This is a genomic window from Paenibacillus sp. UMB4589-SE434 (assembly GCF_030226685.1).
Lineage (GTDB): Bacteria > Bacillota > Bacilli > Paenibacillales > Paenibacillaceae > Paenibacillus_B.
Window position 1 is genome coordinate 561366 of the sequence record NZ_JASOYK010000001.1, and the last position, 23408, is coordinate 584773.

At 41.1% G+C, this 23408-nt stretch carries 16 protein-coding genes and 1 pseudogene; 11 read left to right on the forward strand and 6 right to left on the reverse strand.

Annotated elements, in window-relative coordinates:
* The first annotated feature begins 209 nt into the window (after positions 1 to 209).
* From QP775_RS02675 to QP775_RS02715, 9 genes are all read left to right on the forward strand, one after another.
* Entirely contained in the window at positions 210 to 1226 is a 1017-nt protein-coding gene (locus QP775_RS02675; protein ID WP_239327491.1) for an AAA family ATPase, read from the forward strand.
* A 408-nt stretch (positions 1227 to 1634) separates the two neighbouring features.
* Positions 1635 to 2924 (forward strand): GTPase HflX, encoded by a 1290-nt coding sequence (gene hflX / locus QP775_RS02680; RefSeq protein ID WP_285103375.1) that lies wholly within the window; start codon positions 1635 to 1637, stop codon positions 2922 to 2924.
* Between the two features lie 63 nt (positions 2925 to 2987).
* Positions 2988 to 4244 carry a methionine gamma-lyase family protein gene (locus QP775_RS02685; RefSeq protein WP_239327493.1) on the forward strand — a complete coding sequence of 419 codons (1257 nt, stop codon included), beginning with the start codon at positions 2988 to 2990 and terminating at the stop codon, positions 4242 to 4244.
* Between the two features lie 214 nt (positions 4245 to 4458).
* Positions 4459 to 4869, forward strand: coding sequence for a MerR family transcriptional regulator (locus QP775_RS02690; RefSeq protein WP_028546681.1), 411 nt, complete (start codon positions 4459 to 4461; stop codon positions 4867 to 4869).
* A 33-nt stretch (positions 4870 to 4902) separates the two neighbouring features.
* Complete coding sequence (gene glnA / locus QP775_RS02695; protein ID WP_285103378.1) at positions 4903 to 6231, forward strand: type I glutamate--ammonia ligase; 1329 nt, start codon at positions 4903 to 4905, stop codon at positions 6229 to 6231.
* A gap of 701 nt (positions 6232 to 6932) precedes the next feature.
* Positions 6933 to 8183, forward strand: coding sequence for a Kelch repeat-containing protein (locus QP775_RS02700; protein WP_285103380.1), 1251 nt, complete (start codon positions 6933 to 6935; stop codon positions 8181 to 8183).
* Positions 8184 to 8375: 192 nt separating this feature from the next.
* Positions 8376 to 8594, forward strand: a complete 219-nt coding sequence (locus QP775_RS02705; RefSeq protein WP_285103382.1) for a hypothetical protein — start codon at positions 8376 to 8378, stop codon at positions 8592 to 8594.
* Positions 8579 to 8725, forward strand: a complete 147-nt coding sequence (locus tag QP775_RS02710; protein WP_285103384.1) for a hypothetical protein — start codon at positions 8579 to 8581, stop codon at positions 8723 to 8725. The genes QP775_RS02705 and QP775_RS02710 overlap by 16 nt, the downstream gene beginning before the upstream one ends.
* A gap of 208 nt (positions 8726 to 8933) precedes the next feature.
* Positions 8934 to 10589, forward strand: a complete 1656-nt coding sequence (locus QP775_RS02715) for a PA14 domain-containing protein (protein WP_285103386.1) — start codon at positions 8934 to 8936, stop codon at positions 10587 to 10589.
* 351 nt (positions 10590 to 10940) lie between these two features.
* On the opposite strand, the gene QP775_RS02720 is transcribed toward QP775_RS02715, so the two are convergent.
* The 5 genes and pseudogenes from QP775_RS02720 to QP775_RS02740 form a co-directional block, all read right to left on the reverse strand.
* Entirely contained in the window at positions 10941 to 11309 is a 369-nt protein-coding gene (locus QP775_RS02720; RefSeq protein ID WP_285103388.1) for a hypothetical protein, read from the reverse strand.
* A 689-nt stretch (positions 11310 to 11998) separates the two neighbouring features.
* Positions 11999 to 12919, reverse strand: a pseudogene (locus tag QP775_RS02725) (VOC family protein).
* 532 nt (positions 12920 to 13451) lie between these two features.
* Positions 13452 to 15713, reverse strand: a complete 2262-nt coding sequence (locus QP775_RS02730) for a beta-glucosidase family protein (protein WP_285103390.1) — start codon at positions 15711 to 15713, stop codon at positions 13452 to 13454.
* 62 nt (positions 15714 to 15775) lie between these two features.
* Positions 15776 to 17011: a PTS sugar transporter subunit IIC gene (locus QP775_RS02735; protein WP_285103392.1), complete on the reverse strand. Its 1236-nt coding sequence runs from the start codon at positions 17009 to 17011 to the stop codon at positions 15776 to 15778.
* Between the two features lie 212 nt (positions 17012 to 17223).
* Positions 17224 to 19719, reverse strand: coding sequence for a GH39 family glycosyl hydrolase (locus tag QP775_RS02740; protein ID WP_285103394.1), 2496 nt, complete (start codon positions 19717 to 19719; stop codon positions 17224 to 17226).
* An 854-nt stretch (positions 19720 to 20573) separates the two neighbouring features.
* Here QP775_RS02740 and QP775_RS02745 point away from each other — a divergent pair.
* Positions 20574 to 21026, forward strand: a complete 453-nt coding sequence (locus QP775_RS02745; RefSeq protein WP_239327589.1) for a hypothetical protein — start codon at positions 20574 to 20576, stop codon at positions 21024 to 21026.
* A gap of 402 nt (positions 21027 to 21428) precedes the next feature.
* On the opposite strand, the gene QP775_RS02750 is transcribed toward QP775_RS02745, so the two are convergent.
* Complete coding sequence (locus QP775_RS02750; protein ID WP_285103397.1) at positions 21429 to 21821, reverse strand: hypothetical protein; 393 nt, start codon at positions 21819 to 21821, stop codon at positions 21429 to 21431.
* A 401-nt stretch (positions 21822 to 22222) separates the two neighbouring features.
* On the opposite strand from QP775_RS02750, the gene QP775_RS02755 reads away from it, so the two are divergent.
* The gene (locus QP775_RS02755; RefSeq protein ID WP_285103400.1) at positions 22223 to 23005 is read left to right on the forward strand and encodes a hypothetical protein; all 783 of its coding nucleotides are present in this window, start codon (positions 22223 to 22225) and stop codon (positions 23003 to 23005) included.
* Positions 23006 to 23408 lie beyond the last annotated feature (403 nt).

Below are 23408 nucleotides of genomic sequence, written 5' to 3' on the forward strand. Positions count from 1 at the left end.
CAACTTGTCGAGAGGATGAATCTAATGCATGATCATTTTCAAGTAGCACATCCGAAGCTGAGTCTGCTCAGGAGACAGCCAACTATCCATTACATTGTGTGTATGTGGTTTTGTGTCTCATGGGTTATGGGGCATCAATTCGTAGCACTCTGACTAGAATAGGAGATGCGACTCTCAGGGTGCAGCTTTTAATGAAGGAGTGATTTAAAGTGACAAGTGATAATCGCTCTATTACAACTCAAGATCGAAAAATCAGCATAGTCTTCAATAACAATTCGGAACCAATACAACCACCTGAGCCGAATGAATCAATGAACAATTCCATTTCTGAAGAGTTTCCTGAAGCCTTTAATGAACTTGACGATATGATTGGTCTTGATGAGGTAAAACAAATCGTATTTGAAATATACGCAATGCTGCGTGTTCAAAAAATTCGGCAAGCCGAGGGGCTGCAAGCAAATTCTCAAGTTTATCATATGATCTTTTCAGGTAACCCCGGCACAGGAAAAACGACAGTGGCTAGAATTGTAGCTAAGATGTTTCATCAGCTTGGAGTAATTTCTAAAGGTCATCTGCTTGAAGTAGATCGTGCCGATCTTGTTGGGGAGTACATCGGCCATACGGCACAGAAGACGAGAGAAGTAGTTAAAAAGGCAATGGGCGGCGTATTATTTGTGGATGAAGCCTATAGTCTGGCGCGTGGTGGGGAAAAAGATTTTGGGAAAGAAGCAATCGACTGCTTAGTGAAATTAATGGAAGACCGGCGTAATGACTTTATTTTGATTATTGCTGGATATCCCCGAGAAATGAATGATTTATTGGAATTAAACACAGGGTTACCTTCTCGATTTGCCATGCACGTAGATTTTCCTGACTACTCCATCGATGAATTGATAAAGATTTTACTTAAGATGGCTTTTGAAAAAGAGTATGTTATCCAACCATCTGCAATTGATAAGATTAAAGAGTACATTGTGAAAGAAAAGGAAATAAAGCAAAATTTCAGTAACGCTCGTTTTATTAGAAATATGTTGGAAAAAGCGATACGAAACCACGCAGTGAGAATAACTAGGAAATTATCTTCAGTGAAAATAAATAAATCAAATTTGATTAATTTAACGAACGAGGATTTTCATTACTTTGAAAAGAATGACACAGCTCCCAGCCAAACGGTTGATCCGTTTGATCGTTATATCAATTTGCTTACGAAGGATTCGAGATATTAATTCTGGCGATTACACGGTAGGATTCTCAAAGAAGAGCATCCTGAGAATTCAATTAGAGATGTTAATTGTATGATGTTGTCTGATGCAGATCCATTCAGGCAAGCTTTCTCGATTTATGATTGAGATTCATATTATTGAGAGTACATGGTACTTGCTAAGAAAGTGATTTTGCCAAAAAGTCCAGCAATTTGCGTGGTACGCACACAATAAAGGCGAGCTGTTATCCCATTTGTCGGCATGATTATTGAATTTAAACCCCGTGTAAATGCCTAGCTAGCTGGGACTTATGACGTTAAGAGCACTGCATTTAAAATGCAAGCGGAAATGAGGTATACTGTATATCGTATTGCATTGCATTTACAGGTCAGTTGTATTGATACTGTTAGACGAAGGAGCTTACGCTGTTACATGCGAACGACTACATACGACACAACCGAGGCGATTCCGGATCGAGCTGTCTTGGTAACCCTTATCACGGACGAAGTAAAACGAAGCGGTATCGATGCCCAATACTCATTGGATGAGCTTGTGCAATTGGCAGAGACAGCAGGTGTGGAAGTCGTCTCCACGATGTCACAAGCTCGTGATACTCGTGACCCGAAGTGGTTTATTGGCAAGGGCAAGGTACAGGAGCTAAAGGCGGTTATGGATGAATTAGCAGCCAATACTGCCATATTCGATCAAGAATTGTCAGGTGCGCAAGTACGCAATCTGGAACAAGCGTTAGATGCTAAAATTATAGATCGGACTCAGCTTATTCTTGACATTTTTGCGCAGCGTGCCAAAACGAGAGAAGGAATCATTCAAGTAGAGCTGGCACAGCACTCTTACTTGCTGCCGCGTCTTTCGGGACATGGGAAGAATTTGTCCAGATTAGGAGGAGGCATTGGCACTAGAGGTCCCGGGGAATCCAAACTGGAGACAGATCGGCGCCACATCCGTAACCGTATTGCGGAGCTTAAGCGTCAATTGGAGGAAGTTGTAAAGCATCGCCATCTTCATCGGGAACGCAGAAAGAAGAGCGGTGTAATTCAGATAGCTCTTGTAGGCTACACGAATGCAGGCAAATCAACACTTCTTCAACAATTGACTGCAGCGGACGTCTATATCGAAAATCAATTGTTTGCTACCTTAGATCCGACGACCCGTACATGGGAACTGCCGAACGGCAAAGAAGTGGTATTAACAGATACGGTAGGGTTTATTCAGAATTTGCCTCATGATTTAATAGCGTCTTTTCGGGCGACGTTGGAGGAAGTAAATGAGGCAGACCTGATACTGCACGTCGTTGATGCTTCGTCACCGATGCGGGACGATCAAATGCGCGTAGTCGCTAATATTTTGCAGGAGCTAGGGGCAGGAGCAAAGCCGGAGATTGTGTTGTACAATAAGAAGGATCTGTGCTCTAAAGAACAACTGCAATTACTTCATCAAGACGGTACGCACTTCCTCATTAGCGCCTATGAAAAGCAGGATATGGAACGGGTACGCACGGTGGTGCAAGAGCATCTGATTGGACAGACGGTTACGTACTCGATTCCAGCTTCACGTGGGGATCTAGCTGCGCTTGCTTATCGGATGGGCGAAGTAGTAGACCAACAGACAGAAGACGAACAATTGCTGCTGCGTGTACGGTTGGACCGCGCGGCGGCTGAAGTTCATGGACATAAGTTGAAAGAGTACGAGAAGCAGAGCTAATCCATGTTAGGATTAGTCATTAGTGTTATTAATAACATGATCAGCAAGGGGAAACGAGCATACATGAATTTTTCATCCGCTTTACAGCAGCTTGAACAACAAGTAGAAATTAAAATAGCAGGTAGTGTACGCGACATTGAACGTATTGCAGAACGAAATCAATGGAAAGTTATTGATGCCTTTCAAACCCATCGTGTGAGTGATTATCATTTTGCCAGCTCCACAGGCTATGGCTACAATGATAGAGGCCGCGAAGTGCTGGACGAGGTGTATGCGACCGTGTTTGGCGCAGAAGCAGCATTAGTTCGTCCGCACTTCGTATCGGGTACGCATACAATTGCGACAGCATTATTTGCTGTACTACGTCCTGGTGATGCATTGTTGTACATTACGGGAACACCATACGATACCCTGCACAAAGTAATCGGTAAAGATGGTGATGGAACAGGTTCATTACGCGACTTTGGTATATCGTATAATGAAGTACCATTAACAACTCAAGACGCAGTGGACTGGGAGGCAGTTGCTGCTGCCATAACGAAAGATACTAAAGTTATCGGAATACAACGTTCACGTGGCTATGACTGGCGGGCATCATTTACCGTTGACCAAATAGGGGAGATGGTAAAGCGTATCCGAGAGATTCGCTCTGATCTGATCGTATTTGTCGATAATTGTTATGGCGAGTTTACGGAATTGTTAGAACCGACCGAAGTCGGTGTTGATCTGATAGCGGGCTCATTGATCAAAAACCCCGGTGGTGGAATAGCCTCTACGGGCGGATACATTGCTGGTCGCCAAGCCTATGTGGAACTTGCTGCACAACGCTTGACAGCGCCAGGGATTGGAGGAGAAGTTGGAGCTATGCTTGGAATGACACGTGCCATGTACCAAGGCTTGTTCTTGGCTCCAACGACTGTCGGACAAGCTGTGCGAGGGAGTGTGTTCGCAGCGGCACTATTTGAAGAACTAGGCTTTGAGACCTCACCGCATTGGTCTAAGCCAAGAACGGATCTGATTCAGGCGATACGTTTCCATGCAGCAGAGCATTTGATTGCCTTTGTGCAGGGAGTGCAGCAAGCATCTGCGGTGGATGCCCACGTTGTACCAGAACCGTGGGACATGCCGGGATATGAGCATCCCGTTATTATGGCTGCCGGGACCTTTATTCAAGGCGGGAGCCTAGAACTGTCTGCTGATGCGCCGATACGTGAGCCGTACACGGCTTACATGCAGGGTGGGCTTACGTACGCGCATGCTAAGCTGGGAGCATTAAAAGCATTACAAACGATGATCGATCGCGGCTTACTGAGCGTATAATCTCAGCTTAAATGTCCTTGTGGGATATTGTGTTATATGACCGTACAAATCAATAAGAATAGAATAGCTAAAAGCGCAGGTTAGTTATGATGAGGACTATTTCATCAACCTGCGCTTTTTTTGTTGTTAGTTTAGCTCACATGGGTTGACACCTTTGCTTCCGAAGGTTAGAATAAACCTAATTCGGTATTACGATGAGGAAGGTTGATGAACGATGGGTGATGACATTCGCAGAAATATGGCGTTGTTTCCAATCGGCATCGTAATGAAGTTAACGGATTTGACTGCTCGTCAAATTCGGTACTATGAGCAACATGAACTCATTATGCCGGCTCGTACCTCGGGAAACCAGCGTTTATTTTCATTTAACGATGTTGAACGACTGCTTGAGATTAAAGCTCTCATAGAGAAGGGCGTCAACATTGCAGGGATTAAGCAAGTTCTGAATCCCATGTCCAAGGAATCTAGCGAAGCAACCGTGTTAAGCGCTGACTCGGAGTCGAAGCGCAAAGAAATGTCCGATGCTCAATTGCACCGTATGCTTAAGCAGCAGTTAATGGCCGGCAAGAGACCCGGGCAAGTCTCGTTGATTCAAGGAGAATTGTCCCGTTTCTTTACGAAATAAGTATCATAAATGAACATAAAGGAGAGGTTCCACGTGGGTTACACAAGAGAAGATATTATCCGTATCGCTAAAGAGCAAAATGTTCGTTTCATTCGTCTACAGTTTACTGACTTGCTTGGAACAATCAAGAACGTAGAAATTCCAACGAGCCAATTGCAGAAGGCATTGGACAACAAGATGATGTTTGACGGCTCCTCAATCGAAGGATATGTACGTATCGAGGAATCGGATATGTATCTTGTTCCTGATCTTGACACTTGGGTAATATTCCCATGGGTGGCTGAAGATCGTGTAGCGCGTATGATCTGTGATGTGTACATGCCAGACGGCACACCGTTTGCTGGCTGCCCGCGCGGTATTTTGAAGCGTGCGCTGAAAGAGGCGGAAGAGCTTGGATTCACAGCGATGAATGTTGGTCCTGAACCTGAATTCTTCTTGTTTAAGACAGACGAGAAGGGCAATCCTACAATGGAACTGAATGATCAGGGGGGATATTTCGATCTTGCCCCTACTGACTTGGGTGAGAATTGCCGCCGTGAAATCGTATTGAAGTTGGAAGAAATGGGCTTTGAAATCGAAGCTTCGCATCATGAAGTTGCGCCAGGCCAGCATGAAATTGATTTCAAATATGCAAATGCAATTAAAGCGGCTGACCAAATTCAAACGTTCAAGCTGGTCGTGAAGACGATAGCTCGCCAACATGGGCTGCATGCTACATTTATGGCGAAACCATTGTTCGGCGTAAACGGCTCCGGTATGCACTGTAATATCTCTTTATTTAACGGCTCCGAGAATGCATTTGTAGATGAGCAGGATTCCAGTGGCCTTAGTGCAGATGCCCGTTCCTTTATGGCGGGTGTATTGAACCATGCGCGCGGGTTTGCGGCAATTACGAATCCTACAGTTAACTCATACAAGCGCCTTGTACCTGGATATGAAGCTCCATGTTATGTAGCTTGGTCAGCAAGCAACCGTAGTCCGATGATCCGTATCCCAGCTTCCCGCGGCTTGAGCACACGTGTTGAAGTACGGAACCCGGATCCATCTGCTAACCCTTACTTGGCATTGGCTGTTATTCTTAAAGCAGGTCTGGATGGAATTAAGAACCGTACGGCTCTTCCAGCTCCAACAGATCGTAACATCTATGTTATGACAGAAGAAGAGCGCGTATCCGAAGGCATTCCGAGCTTGCCATCCAGTTTGAAGGAATCGCTTGAAGCGTTGCTGAGCGATGAGACGATGTGCGAAGCATTGGGCGAGCACGCGTTGCAGCACTTCCTTGAGCTGAAAGAGATCGAGTGGGACATGTATCGCACGCAAGTTCACCAATGGGAACGCGATCAATATATGACGTTGTACTAGTACCTGAAACCCTAGGAGCCATAAGGCTTCTGGGGTTTTTCTTTTTTGGGCATAATTATGGATGCGGTAATGATTTGCTGATCGCCCAACAAATGCCCAGATCGTTAAGCCATCTCCATCAGCTTTTGCAACTGGTAGGGTCGCTACAGTAGGAATTAAAGTATATAAAGAGTATCGGAACAAGCAATGGGACTGGATTACTCGAGTGAGAGATATTGTAGAGGCTGCAGACGATACTTTTAGCAGGGATATTAATATAAATTTAAGTGTGGGAGGTAAGAACTGAAAGGGTACAGAACAAATGAATATGACTTAGTCGTCAGCTTTATCGCTGACAGAAAGATGGATAACCAAGGATTGATCCAGGTTCAACCTATCCAATTTGTATAATGAATTATGGAATCGTCTATTCAACTACAGAGTGGTACGCAGAGCATAAAAATCTGTTATCTGGACGCGCACATTGGTATGGTATCGGACCTTAAAGGGAGGTGTCAGATGACCGTAAACGTGTTGCTAAGAGTCGCTGTTGCGCTGAACATAATCATTTATAAATAAATTTCTAGAGTCTGCTAAAGTTGGGTTTAAAATAAATAGAATCTATTTTCATATATTGAAAAATATGTTTACTAATGTTTAGACAACTTGTCTCCTATGTTGTAGGCTTGCATATGACAAAACATATGTGGAGGCTAACTAGAATGAATAAATGGAAGTTTAGTACTATATTTTTCGTGTTTTTAATTTTTTGGCTGTCATTAACGACAGCTTCTGTTTTCGCTGCTGATAGTATGAAATGGGTCAAAAAAAGTGATTTACCAGAGCCAAGAGCCGGTGCTGCCGTGGTTACAGTGGACGGAAAAATATATGTGTTTGGTGGGGCATCTGATGGTAAGGCAGCTTACGGTGGAGTAAAACGAAACAATACCTTTGTTTATGATACTACAGCAGATAAGTGGTCAGAGAAGAAAGCTATGCCGACAACAAGGGCTGGTGCAACAGCATCTGCATTTAACGGGAAGATATATGTATTCGGAGGATATTATGATCTAAATGGTAAGGTGGAAAGAACGAATAAAGTGGAAGTGTATGATCCTAAATTAGACTCGTGGAGTCAAGCTTCAGATATGCCTACAGCACGCTCATGGGCATCTTCAATAGTTATTGGGGACAAAATATATGTGATAGCAGGTGGTGATAACACTAGTGCGTTATCGGTTACTGAATGCTTCGATCCTATTACAAATACCTGGAGCAAAAAAACGGACATGCCAATTACAAGTAATGGGATAGTAGCTGCTGAAGTAAGTGGAAATGTATACGTATTTGGTGGTTGGGATTTTACTGATTCTACTAGTGTGATCTTAAAATATGATCCTGCCCAAGATACATGGACACAAACAAAGCATAGTTCAGTAGCGAGGAATGCTATGAGCATTGCAGTAGTAGATGGGAAAATATATATTTTAGGTGGATCCACAAACGGTTCTTCCGGTTCGGTAGATAAAATCGAAGTGTACGATCCAAAATCAAATACACTTACTAACTTTGATAAATTAACGTTCCCTAGAACTCAGGCTGTGTCTTCTGTTGTTAACAATAATTTGTATATCATTGGCGGGACAACAAGCGAAAAGATAGTTACCACTTTAGAGATGTATACATTTGGAAATAAAGAAGTTCCCGAACCTGAAGTGCCAGAGCAACCACAGGGAGAACGAGCAATTTTAGTCGTCACAATGAATACAGGTCTCGAAAAAGAGTTTGACCTTAGCATGCAAGAAGTAAATGCATTCATCACATGGTATGAAAACAAACAAGCCGGTTCAGGAACAGCTTCCTATGCAATAAACAAGCATAACAATAATAGAGGGCCATTCAGCGCACGTAGAGACTATGTGATCTTTGATAAGATTCTAACTTTCGAAGTTAATGAGTACAACACTAAATAAACTTATTACCGCTCCATAGGAGCGGTTTTTTCATTTCAGCCAAAAAAGGACGTATTAATTAACGTTTAATGTCGTGTTGTCATGGATTTACCAATGTAAGATAGTAATATTGACGCAAAGGCAAACATTCTTCCTTAAGTATTTGCTTAATGTTATACCCGAGATCATGGGGCAAATAGCAGAAGCTCACCGTTGAACATGCATTGGGATCAGATCATGATTCAGTATGCACTGATACTAAGGACGCAGCAGATTATGTTCGTTAAAGATCGTGATGAAAGTACGACGATTATCGGTATCATTGGTATCAATGAACCTAATCATAGGATTATCTGTATTGGCTATAGCATTTTTTTCTCAGGCAGTGTTGATTATACCGTGGGGGAGGTGCGATCATGGATCAAAGGTTAGCTAGAATGATGATAGACGAGTTGGGTAAGAGTACCGAAAAAGGATCTAAGGGACGTATGTTTGTCATAGGCGCTCGACCACTTCCAAAAGAACTCACAAGACAAAAAGCAAGAAAAGAAAAAGTGTATTAATGGACTATGATTAATAGTTCGAACTGAGATAATTGTTTTAGTGTCTCCAAAAAACTCATCATCTTTTGTTGCTTGGAAATCCAAAGTTTCATCAATTATAATAGAGGAGTTTTTAAATCAATATCGCTCCATGTCGTTTTAATAAATCCTACGAATTAACATTTATCGCGAATGAAGCCGATACATAGCATATACTAGGAGGGGTAACATGAAAAAGTTAGTTGCTATATTGTCAGTTATTGTCGTTTCTTTATCATTATTCAATCCATCGTCAAGTGCAGCACCGTTAGATCTATTTACTCAAGGAGAAGGTTATCAGCAAGGTAAGTATGATAAAGAAGCAGAACAGCCAATAGGATTAAATTGGGACATGAATTCAAGATATGAAGGCGTAAGTAAGGATATTTCATTAAAGTGGAAGTATGATATGCCAGGTACTAATCATTCAGCTTTAGTTATTGATAGAAATGGTACCGTATTTGTTACTAGTTATGTAGTAAATGCATCAGTTAAATATCAATTGACAGCTATCAGTCAAGATGGCAGAGAAAAATGGACTTTTAAAACAAATGATGATTTATTATATTCATCTCCAGTTATAAATGAGCAGGGGAACTTACTCATTTCAGTAAAGGGTTCTCTGTTTGAGTTTGATGCGGATACAGGAGAGCGAACGATATTAACGAAACCAGTTGAAACTACCATTAGCAGTGAACCAGTAATTGATGAAAATGGATTTATTTATGCACTTTCATTTGGACCGGTCAGTCGTCTGAACGCATATAATTCTGATGGAAGTAATAAGTGGAAAGTATCTATACCAAGTGGAGCGAATGGTGACATTTCTTTATCAAAGGACGGAACATTATATTTTAAAGCGGGTGTCAATAATTCAACCTTCCTGTATGCTTATAATTCTGTAGATGGAGTTAATAAATGGAAATATCAAATTCCTTATGGTTCATCTACCACTGCACCAACTATAGGTTCTGACGGTACTGTTTATACTGTTGATAATAGTGGTGTGATTTTTGCGATCAATCCTGATGGCACATTGAAGTGGAGCTATAAGACACCAATTAAAGGCAGCAGTTTTGGACGCTCATTCGAACCTGTTGTAGGACGTGATGGTACAATTTATGCCAGCAATGGATATAACAATTTATATGCGCTTAACAAAGAGGGTACTTTGCAATGGGTATATACATCCTCTGAGATAAAACAATCACCTATCATTGATAAAAACAACATCGTATATTTTGCTAATGGCGATGAGTTGATTGCATTAAATCATGACGGAACAAAAAAATGGTCATACCCAGTTAAGACAGCCTATTTTTCAGCTATGGCTCTAGGTTCAGATGGCACGATATACGTTCAAGATTGGTATGGACCTCTCGTAGCAATCGGAGGTAAGTTATCTGATTTACCAAACATAGAAAATGGACTAATTGGTGAATATTATAACAATGAGGATTTCACTGATAAAAAATTCGATAGAAATGATGCTAATATTGACTTTGATTGGGGTCTTGGTTCTCCCGATGAGCTAATTGAACCACAAACATACTCTATTAGATGGACAGGGAAGATTAAGCCATCATTTTCGGATGAGTTTTGGTTCTCTACTCAATCGGATGACGGAGTAAGATTATGGATAAATGATGAGTTGATTATTGATAACTGGAATTTGGATGCTGGGCCCACAGAAAAGTTTGGCACTATTAGATTAGAAGCTGATCAAAAATACGACTTCAAACTAGAATATGTCAACGGAACTGATCAAGGAAAAATCAAGTTGAAATGGGGAAGTGAGTTGCATGCGGGAGAAGTAATTCCTTCTAGTGCATTTTATACAAAATAGCTAAACAGCCGCTGAGTATTCAGCGGCTGTTTTCAGATGATTTCAATCTAATGTGTCTCAAAGAGATAATGAACAAGTCATTACCTACAGAAGGAGTGGCGGATTCTATTTGAGCAATTATGCACCGATTCAGTTTGAAAATGAATGAGTGCACACTTTGCACAAATACACATAGCCAGTATAGGCGATACCTCATTTGCAGCCAAACAGATATCAGCTAGATACATAGTGTTGATCCTACTGCAATTGATGATAAGGAAGAATAAGGGGAATCATGCTTGAACAGCCGGATCAACTAAAAGTGCATAGAAAAAAGTGCCAACCATTATAGGATGACACTTTTAGCGCTCATTATTGATAGTTTTGTAGTTTGCCTACTGCGGGGAAAGCTCCATCAGTCTTAACATAGAGTCTATACGAACAACTAGAGTTCATGTAGTAATCTATATTCTTAGTTCCTCCGTCAGGCATGTTATAATTGTAAACAGTGTCTGTGTCAGAGGCTTTGCTGCAATATTCATGAATAAAACCAGAAAATGCACCACTTGCATTGATTGTTGCTTTTCCATATTGATTTTGACCGGTAATAGCCTCGGTTGCTTTTGCGAAGTAAGTATTGCCCGGCACATAAACTGAAACGGAAGAGTTAGCAGCAAATACAGCAGTTGTTGTCATCAATAAGATGAGCAATGTGAGGCCAATAATTTTTAAATTCTTCATAGGCACCTCCAATATTTTCTAATTCTTTTCGCTAATAGTTCCCTGTTCACCTTAGAACAAGGTACATGTAAATAATTCTCTATTAATTCACAATATCCTCCATAAATTAAAAATATATTGAAAAAAACCTAATATTAATGAAGTCATTAAACATTACTAGATCGCTACTATGATAACATCATTACAAATGAGCGAACAACTTTAGAGAATGAAATTACTTTATTGGACAAAGACATAAATCTACTCGGAGAAATGAATTGGGATCACGAATATGACCTTGAATGGATGGGGACAGGACGGCGAACAGGTAATAAAAGAGGGGTAGAAAGCATGGAAGCGCGTATTAGTTTCAGATGTCCGATATCGTTTTGTGAGCGATATTAGTACGATGGAGAATGAATAACGATAAATCATAGCAAATATTAGAGGCACACCACAACTGGTGTGCCTCTTAACTCTATATAGGTTCTAGGTTACTATCCCGTAATAGATGGTGCATGCAAACAAAATGAATATCGGTGCATTAAAATAACGGATGATATAGTTTAACTTAAGAAACAAAAGATGGAACTAATGTTCTTTGCAGATATGCCACAATTGAATAAAGTGAAAAGAGCTGTTTCTTCATGATAATAAAGCAACTCTGAATGATGGACATACATCAGAAGAAATTCTGAAGTATAACAACATTATCTTCTGTATGCTCTTTGTAATTCCTCAAGATCAAATTTCTTCATTTTAAGAAATGCTTTTGTTACGGAAGCAATTTGCTCCGGTGAACCCTTGCTCATTATCTCGTCCATTTCCCTCGGCACGATTTGCCAGGACATGCCATACTTATCTTTTAGCCAGCCACATTGCTCGGCTTCAGGAACCGCAGAGAGATTTTCCCAATAGTAGTCAATTTCATCTTGTGTGTCGCAATACACCATGAATGATATGGCCTCGTTGAAACTAAATCTATGCTCATGCGCGCTGTCCATTGCGGCAAACCACTGATTTTCAAGCATGAAATCAGCGAACATGATCGTTCCTTCTTTGTCGGGCTCCATGCCTTTTGGATAGCGAGCAGTAAGTCCCTGCTTGGAGTTCTTAAATACTGACAAGTAAAAATGAATCGCCTCTTGCGTTTTACCGCATACCTCACCGACAAACAATATCGACGGTATTATCATAGGGCGTACTTCTCTATTTGGTATGGTAATAATTAACTGTCACGTCAAACCATACTTGTCTTGAATCCAGCCATATCTCTCACTAAACGGATACTTATCGAGCGCCATTAACTCTGTGCCACCATCGGATAATTTATTCCACACCTCATTAATTTTCTCTAACGCATCTTTGTCTCTAGATGGGTCAAAATGAACCGTGAAAGACACTGTCGGATTAATTTTAAAATAGGGACCTGCGCTGATCGCCATGAACTTCTGACCACATAATTCGAAAGATACTATTTGGCTATCACCAGATGGTGTGTTATGTAATGTGGTTACATTCGTAATTTTTGAGTCTGGGAACAAGGAAGCGTAAAACTCTGCTGCTTCTTTAGCCTCCTTGTCGTACCAAAGATGCGGAACGATTTTTTGATCTGTTAAATGGATTGACATTATTCACCAGCCCCTTTATGGAGAAATTTTGACACCCTATATTGTTATATACCATAATTGGGCCATTCAAACACTATTTGGGAATAAAGCAACTGTATATTTGAAAATATCAAAAACGTCCATTCACTTATCTCCACTCACACATACAATGTTTTAGTCCATCAATAAAGGAGTGAAAAAGCTCCGTTCCACTAGGAATGAACGTTTTCGTCTGTGTGTTTACAATCGATTTTTCTGTAAGTAATCTCTTTTTCTCCTTTACTTAGCTTCTAGCTGAATTAGTCCTACAGCCCCAATAGCTCCGAGGGTAAGGATATATATTTTAGTAGCGGGCGTATACCACCATTATTCTCTGTGATAAGCAGACAAATGCACTCCATTTGTTAAAAAAGTCTGTCCTCAACGCAAAACACCTTCAGGAGTTGTCCACATATCTCTAAATGATATGGGCATTCTCTTGAAGGTGTTCCTAATGAATGTTACATGATGAGATCTGTTTCAGAATCAAAGCTCCGGAGTGGCTTCTTCTTACTTAATTCCGTTCGAAAACTGCAATCATCTCTGCGATTACATCATCTGGCGAACGATCTACCAACCAGGTTTGGCCAAACATCTGGAAGATTTTAATGGTCGGGAAATCGCCCCAGAAGCCGACAAATACATCGTCAAGGATTACTTGCTCGTTAACATGCTTGTTCATTTCAGCAAGATAGCTCTCGAAGATTGCCTTTGCCTTCGGAGTGCTAATCCAGTCGTTGACCAAGCTGAACTTGTGGTAGGAGACAGGCTCCTCACCGAAGTTGCAAAAGACGCGTTCACGCAGGCGAATGTCTCGAGAAGAACTGCCGATCGCAATTTGGAAGTATCCAGTCTCAGCAACCCATTTGTTATATTTAGTGTTGTAGTAAGCGAAATCGCGCTCTTCCAGCACAAAACGAACCTGCTGCTTCTCGCCTGGTGCAAGGGCAATTTTCGCAAATGCTTTAAGCTCCTTCTCTGGACGGTTCCATTTACATTCTTCATCGTGGACATAGAGCTGGACAACCTCTTTGCCAGACATCGTTCCCGTATTCTCTACAGTAAAGGTTACATGCACATTTCCTTCTTGCTGGACAGACTTCAGGTCGGAATAAGCAAATGTCGTATATGACATTCCATGTCCAAACGGAAATTGTGGCACCATCTCCTTACGGTCATAGTAACGATAACCGATGAAGAGTCCTTCACGATAGTAGAGCTTGCCGTTCTCACCGTGAATTCGCATATGCGACGGGTTATCAGACAGCTTGACAGGGAAGGTCTCCGACAATTTACCGGAAGGGTTGACTTGCCCGAACAGAATTTCAGCAATCGCTCGGCCGCTACCTTGTCCCGTAAGCCAGGAATGAAGCGCACCTGGTACATATTGAATCCAGGAATGCATAGCAAGCGCAGATCCGCTGCTGCTTACAACGATGCAGTGCGGTTGAACCTCTGTCACCGCCTTGATCAGCTTCTGCTGATGCAGAGGTAGCTCGATCGTCTCCAAATCATGCATTTCCGATTCAACGTACTCCGGTTGACCGACGAACAGCACTGCCACATCTGCAGACGCCGCAAGCGCTACGCTCTCCACGATCATTTGCTCATCGAGATGGTCATCCTTCGGATAGCCATCGGCATAGACCATTTCCACCTTATCACCGACTATATTCTTCATTTCATCCCATGGAATATCTACACGAGTTGGCGTAACTTTCGCACTGCCAGCTCCCTGAATTCTCGGTTGCTTCGCGAACTTCCCGATTACAGCTATTTTAGAAATCTTCTCAGAATCAAGCGGAAGAATACGATTATCGTTCTTCAACAAGACGATACTCTCGGCCGCAGCCCGGCGCGCCAGTTCATGATAATCAATGTTCGATGGAGCTGATTCTATATTAGCTTCCTTAACCCTGCGTACAAGTTCCAGAATACGACCAGCTGATTTATCAACGACCGCTTCATCCAGCTTGCCTTCCTCAACCGCCTTAACAATCGCTTTCGTGTTGTAGTAAGCAGGGCCCGGCATTTCAAGATCCAGACCTGCACCCAAGCCGCGAACCCGATCATTGACGGCGGTCCAGTCAGAGATCACAACCCCGTCATAGCCCCATTCCTCGCGCAAAATATCGTTCAACAAATGCTCGTTCTCACTTGTATAGGAACCGTTAAGCAAGTTGTAGGAGCACATGATGGTCCAGGGGTTCGCTTTTCTCACAATACGCTCGAAGGCACTCAGATAAATTTCACGCAATGTACGTTCATCGACTTCAGAGCTTGTTACCATCTTCTCGAACTCCTGATTGTTACAAGCAAAGTGCTTCACGGATCCGCCGACGCCTTGGCTTTGCAAGCCATTGATAAATGCGGCTCCAAGCTCGCCCGACAGGCACGGGTCCTCTGAATAATATTCAAAGTTGCGGCCGCCAAGCGGGGTACGCTTCATATTGATCCCTGGCCCTAAGAGCAGGTCAACTTCCATCTCGCGCCCTTCAATCCCTAGAGCAACACCGAGTTCATGCAGCAGTTCTGTGTTCCAAGACGAGCCGATCGCAGATCCTGTAGGATAGCAGGTTGCAGGGATATTCTCCCCTGTAATACCCATTTCTTCGTTGCTGTTCGTTTTACGAATTCCGTTTGTCCCATCATACATTTGGAGTGCTGGAATCCCATGATGTTCGAAGCCTTGGGTCATCCACATATTTAGTCCGGCGCATATTGCCACCTTTTCTTCCAAAGTCATAGCTGCGAGCAATTCTTTCGTTGGTTTCATAGTACTCTCTCCTATCCTTATAGAGGTAGTTAAAAAGGTCGTTTTTTGAAGCCGCATATAAATTATTTAGTAGCAAGCTGTTCTTTTTTAAGCTCTTGCTTGTCGTATACTTTGACGAATGGGAGCCAGACGATGAACATCTGCAGTAATACCACTGCCAGAAGCAAGAGGCCTTTAAATCCGGTTAAGATAAACGTTGAGATTCCAATCGGCGTATACCAGAGCTGGAATACTTTACTAGGAATATCTACAAGCCCAAGATCAAGTACGATGTAGACAATAATTGGTGTAATGATGCCGTTGATCCACATAGGGATCATCAGGATCGGGTTAAAAGCGACTGGTGCCCCGTAAATAACGGGTTCATTAATATTGAACAGTGACGGTACAATCGTTGCTTTCCCGATTGATTTCAGTTTTTTCGACTTAGAGAACAAGAACCAGACAATCAGCGGTAAAGTTGCCCCAAGTCCGCCAACGCCAACCCAACCAGAGAAGAACGTCTCGAATGTGTTGATATTAATAGGATCCAAACCTTGAGCGACAAGGGAAGCATTCTGTTCAATTGCCGGAATCCAGATCGAGTAGAAGATAGGGGTCATAACCCAAGGGCTGACACCAAAGGAATAGAGAAGAACTCCGATAAAGTTGAACAAGACAAATCCTGCAAGGGTCTGGCTAATCTTTTGTAATGGGGTGAAGATGTCTACAATAAGAGCGAACATATCAAATTGCAATTGATAGGTCAGAATCCAGCCGATGACTAGAACAATCGCAATTGGAACAAGGAAGTCAAACCAATCTTTAATAAATTCAGGCAATGACGTGTCTTTCTTAAAGAAAGAGAAACGATTGAAAGCATTGATGATTACCGCTACAAAAACTCCAACCAAAAGAGCTGTAACCATTCCGGAAGGCCCAAATCGTTCAAGAACGAATTGCACCGTTCCATCGTCTTGGAAGGTGGGCTTGAGCAGCATCATGAACAAAGATAAGCCAGTTGCACCTGCTATGAGCTTTATTTTGTCATGGCCTTTTTTCTGCATAACGGTATACGGGGTTAGAAAAGCAATAAAAATTCCAAGTAACCCGAAGCTAAACGTCGTGATGGGTGATAAATCGGGCAAGCTTGGGATGAAATCATTCAGAATGGATACTAAGGTAATTAATGAACCAATGAAGATCATCGGTAAAGTAACCATAATCGCTTCCTGAATGGAATCCACCCATACATTTTTTGTGAATGCTTCTAAACGTGGCGCAAATTTCTCTTCCATCCACTTCATTAGACGCTGCATGATGATTCCTCCTATTTGATTAAGCATATATTAAACGCTTACATTCCTATTATAAGAAGGATTGATAACGCTTTCTTGTTGTTCCTTGCCTTATGCAGGTTTGTTTTTTGTCATGTTGGATATCAATTCATTAACTTGCTACAAACACTTCCCATTTATACAGCAAAAAACACCTCTTCACTTGAAAAGGCGTTTTATTAGGTTCATGCGTATTAATATTGAGGTTGTAAAGTTATTAGCAGGATACCATGCGAGGGGATGATAAATGTCCTCTCAAGCTGTCCTACCGCGTCCAGCCATTCAACATGGATTTCAGGAACGCTTCTATTCCGCAAAAATTGCAGCTCCTCCTCTGTTGGATAGGTCGGTGCGCCTAAGCAAATCCATTCATCGAAGACAGATCCATGTTCACGATCCAGCCGGTAGCTTGTCATTTTATATTTATGTTCCTGTCCATCCAGATTAAGCTTAAAGGAACAGTTTCCTTTTTCTTCAAAAATAGTATACCGACTTGTTTCAGTCAATCCTGACCAATCACCGCTTGCAAAAAGTTGATCCACATGGGTGTAATTATACATCAGAATTTGCAAGCATCCATCTCTGGCACTCGTTACGATATATCCGTCACCTTGGGCCAAAATACAATCCCCCAGTCTAGTAAGCAGCTCAAAGGCATGATAACTGGGTTTCTTCAAGCCATTACGGTTGATGAGGCCAAAACCGCCGTAGAAAATGGAGGAAGGCACTAAGCTTTCTTCAAAAACATCCGTAAATGACCAGAAGGCAATGGATTTTAATGTACCCAGCGTTTGTAGCACATGATGAACGACAAACGCTCCCATAAACATCGTATCGTGGATCAGATTGCGGTCATACAGTGAGAAATTCCATTCTGTCATGTGAAGCTCAAGTTCTGATATGTCCGTCCCTGTAAGCTTTGATCTCAGACGCTTCACGCTATCCAAATAGAATGAAGGAGGCATGAGCGTCGTTAGTTTATCTTTTTCACTTTTCTGGTTCGGGTATTCCGAATAGACATGGAATGAAAAAAAGTCAATCGGAATCTGTCTTTCACTGCAAAAGGCAATGAATTCGTCAGCCCAGTTATCGTTCCATACAGAGCCGTAGCCCATAGCAGGTCCACCTACGCGGAACTTGGAAGAAATCGATTTGATCGCGGATGCCGTCTCAGCATAGAATTCAAAATATTCCTGCTTTGTTCCTGCCCAACATACACCGGATAGATCAGGTTCATTCCATACTTCGAAGTACCATGTCGATACTTCCTCCATGCCGTAACGGTTCAAGCAGTGAAATACGAATTCACGAACAAGTGCATTCCATTTATTCTGGTCTTTGGGTGGTGCAATATGCCCTCTCCACCAGAAGATCGTTTCATTCGAACGAGCAAGTACCGATGGCATGAAACTTAGAGCAACAAACGGGCGGATGTCGGCCTTCAGTAAAAAATCGTACAGCTTATCGACATAAGCCCAGTTGAAAATGGGTTCCCCTTCTTCCGTCTCTGCATACACCATCATCTCATCATTAAAGATGCCATGAAATCGTATATGCGAAAACTTTAGATTACGCTGCAATTCCAATAACTGTGACTGCCAATCGGCACGTAATCCTTCAACTGCTCTTCCTGCTGTAGTAAGCCAATTCCAATGTTTCATATAAGGAATACCTGCAGTTTTTAAATTGACGGATATTTCCATTTGATTGTAAATGACGTTCTCCGTAGAGGATGTGAGAAATGATTCTTGTGATGTCTCCAAATATCGATAGAGCGACTCCATCGCTTGGATCGTATCGACTTCATAATAATCGGCGCTAGTCGATTCTTCATAAGTAAGCGGTTTGCGAGTAGGATCTGCAGACTTGGATTCCATTATCGACTCACGGAAAACGCCGGGAGTGGTATCGTATTTTTCTTTGAAATATTTATTAAACAACTTGACGTTTGCGAAACCGCAATCCAGCGCAATCTGAGTCATGCTGAGATTAGTATTTATCAAAGCATCAACAGCTTTCTCCAACCGAACCGTAGTCAAATATTTCTGAAACGGAATGCCGATTTTGTCGCTGAAGAAATGAGAGAAATAGTGTAGGCTTAAATGCTCTTGATCAGCAATGGATTGCAGCGTGATTTTCTGGCTGTAATGGCGGTCAATAAATTGCAGTACGCGATTCAAACGCTGATAATCATAATCCTTAACATTCCTACGCTTCTCTTCCGTCATACGCCTGGAAAAAAAACGCATAAGATGTCCCGCTAGCATATACAATAGACCCATTGAATAATTCCGGCTGCCTTGTGTTTTCTTACTCGCTTCCCAAGCCATTTGTGCCAGATAACAGCGAATTCGATCATAATGATTCCGATTCTCGGGTGTCTGATACAATGAATTGCAGGCCACAAGCATATGCTCATCAAGCAGTTCCGGACTAAATTGAAGCGTAAGTAGAACATTGTCCTGATTTGTGTGCTCGATCTGATGAACGGACATGCTATTCACGACAATAATATCGTCCTGATTCAGTGTGTAACTTTGCTGGTCCAGGTGCATTGTAATCGCGCCCTGAAGTACATAGATAATCTCGACTTCCTTATGCCAATGAAAAGGTACATACGCAACGCTGTTGACGAACAGCCTGATTGGCAGGTCCTCCTGATAGTCGATAAATTCGTACAAATAACTCATCGGCAAGGATCTCCTTTATAAATAATTGTACCTTGCTACAAAATAACGAGGTTTCAAAAAAGGTTTGAGCGTTAAAGTGGGGGAGCTATAGCTAAAAATAATATTCCATATTTCACCTCGTTTATCCATCTTTATTCTCTACCCTGCTATACTATCCGACACTTGTGCTAAAGACGAATAGAAATGAGTGATAGAACTACTCATTTTTTAGTATTTTTTTCGCACTAATTTGTAGGTGGATACGTCAAATACGCTTGTAATAAATAATTCTATCAAGCTAAGAAGGATGATTTCAATGATAGTCACTATTGAGGGGACAAAGAAAGTGGCTCCTATATAGTAAAGATATACGAACAAGATGTTTATAAAGCGAAAGCAATAAAGGCAATGGCTTGGTGGAATACCGCAGATGGATGGGAATAGATGGGGACCTGGAATGTGGGCGAGGGGAGGTGAATGGAATGAGGGTTGCGCCAGTATACAATGTAAGTCTGTTGCATTTAATCAAACAACACAGTGGTTTAAGCATTGAAGATATCCAGAATCACGAGGACTATAAGGATACTAGTATAGCTACTTTGGAGAATGAACTAGTAGTATTATTGACATGAGAGAAATAATATTAACAGATGATCATAAGTGTGTTTAAGCACTCTAACCGGTGCTTTTTTCTTTTGCCTAAAAACCAAAATTCAAAACGCTTATAAGTACTGTTTAGTTTTGTTTTATGGTAGAAAGATGACTTTCTTCGGTGCTTTGATTACTGTTTCTCCCAAATCTATTGCTGAGTAATTGACTATGTATAATAATGAGATTGCAGGACGATTATATCCCAAATATTAGGAGGTATTTGTGTGCTTTATATGAAAAAGAAGTTCGTAACAGGTATTTTAACACTTGCCATGGCAGTTGGAATGTCCTCATCAGCTTATGCAGATGATATTAAGCGAGTTCAAGAAATTGAACCTAATTTCAGTTTCGCAAAAGCTACTAACTTTACTATTGTAGATTATGTTATTCTTGACGGTGAGATGTCTAGTGATTCTGATTTCGATTATTTCAGGTTTCAAGCCCCAAAAACCGGAACCTTTTCAATCGATTGTGGCATATTGCAGGATGTTCCTGCTGGGGATTTAGAGGTTTTACTCTATTCCAAAACAGGAGCGGTATTGAAAAGCAAAAAATTGAATTCTCGAAACGAGCTAAGATTTGAGTATCAATTAACTAAAGATGAGGTTTATTATATCGGCGTAGAATCTATGTATTCCAAGCCCTTCGAATATACAATTGATTTCGAAGCTAAGTGAAGACAAAAACTCTTTGCAGTACAAATAATTTATTTTAAAGCACCCATCGCGGTGCTTTTTATTATGTCCAGAAAGGATGAGAGGCAATGAACTTTGGTCAATCAATTGAATTGCAAAGGGCAGGTAAGAAATTTACGCGAAAAGGATGAAATGAGCAAGGGGGGGCTAGCATATGTATCTTCTTCACCTTTTCGTATACCAGATTCAAATAGAATCTTGAAGGAAATCGATTAAATGTAGCTATTACTTGTATGATTTTTGAATAAAACGAGGAATATCACTTGAATCCATGAAGGTAGAATGGAGGTCAACCAGTCATAACACAGAATGCAAAAGAACTAAAAAAGACAGCGCCTCTAAGAGCTAATTAGATACTCCTAATGACGCTGCTGCTTATGTAAGTTACACAATGTCTGAGATCAGAAGTGTGTTGTCCTCCATAATGAATATCACCTTTTTAGTTAACCCTGAAGGAGTAGCATCGCCTGGGATCACTTGAGCATCACCATATGACCCTGTTTGTGAATAATAATATTGAAGCTTATAATCATCAAACCAGAATGTAAATGTATTATTATCGCCTGAAATGGTCATGTGATGTTCAGCGTAATACTCTGGTCCACTACAATCAGGAATATCACACCCTTCATCATGTTGGCCAGAAGTTAAATTAACACTAGGTAGAGTTGAGGAAGAATATGCTTGAATTAATATACTATCTTTGGAACACTCTGTGTTCGTAAAACTATACTTTTGATTGGTTTTGTTGATAACGATTAATAACTTTTTAAGCATATATTCGCCTCCAATAATAAGTTGCTTTCAAAATGAATATATTCTGCAGTATTGATATATATGTGCATTGGGTAAAAAAGTGATGGTAGACTTAGGGGTATGTGTACAGACACAATGATTAACACTCTTGGCTATATATGCATCATTGGTCTCAAAGGATAAAAATTTAACTACATTAATCAACCAATTCAAAGTTAAGTAGCACCATAACTGGTGTTTTTTGTTTGTAATAAGGTTCTGTAGAACAACTTATAAAGTAATCAAATTACCCAAAAAGGTCATGGGGATGCTCTATTTAAAAACATACCTGATGACTAAACTTATATTATATCCACCACCTATATTCTCATCGACTACTACTTTAATTTTGGCGGATAAAGAAAGATAAGGGAGGATTTTTAATGTTAATTACAAAGCATGTAAAAGAAAGTAGTTTAATTATGATCATGATTTTTATTATGGTTGCTTTATTTGCTCCAAGTACGCAAGCTGCAAGTTCCTATACTTATGCTAAGCAAACAGCGAATAATAAAACAGTGCTTCATGTAATTAGTACAGACCCTAGCAATATCCAGTTCAAATTACTCAATGAAAAAAGCACGCTCGAAAAATCGGGGTATTACGGCATAAATGGTGGTTTTTTTAATATGGGGAGGAATGATGGAACCCTTCATATTGCAGTCATGAACGACAAAACTGTTACAGGAAAAGGGCAATGGGAAAGTAACAGCGGTGGATATAACGCTATTAATAAATCAAAAAATAAAGAAGCAGGAACGATAGTGTGGGATGGCAAAAAGAATGAACTCTCTTTGCAACTTGTGCATGGTATGGGAGACATTAAGGTAAGTGAAAGAAAAAATTATTGGGCTCAAGGAGGTATCTCAATGAGTCTTGATGATGATAAAAACTGGGTAGCAATTGCTGATGCTCAAGGTTTAGCAGGCAGAATATTAGAGAGAGAAAGAACGGCAATGTTGTTTAAAGGGAAGACGGTTTATCTTATTGTTACAAACAACAAGATAACAGCAAGTGTATTCAGAGATGCTATTAAGGAGAAGTACGGGGATAAAGTTAAGGCTATTTTCCTTGATGGTAGTTATTCTTCACAATTAAAATGCAAAGAAGTATCTGTTGAAGGAAAAGAAGAAAGGAGACTCCAACAAATTATCACCTTAAAGTAGTTAAATACCATAAATAATGCCGCTGTTGACAGCGGTTTTTTTATTTACGAAACAATAATAACCGAAGTATGGAGTGGTGAGATGCTTAAATGATATACAAACACAGGTTAGCAGAGTAGGGATTCATGCAAGGCATGAATTACAAGAGATAGCTGAGAAGCGTGACGTCACGCTCAACAGGACCAATTTCTGGAAGCAAAGACATGGCTGGCAAAGAAATAAAAGGTATTCAAAGAAAATGGTGTGCACAGCTACACTCGCAGGGAAAGTGCTCAATATGCTTTAGGGAACAATAGAGTTACCCCAAAAGAGAACAGCAACGCCATAACGGATGGATTTTTTCAATAGTATCTGCCTGATGAGATTTTGGAACAAATAGCAGGACTCTCATCATTAGACATGC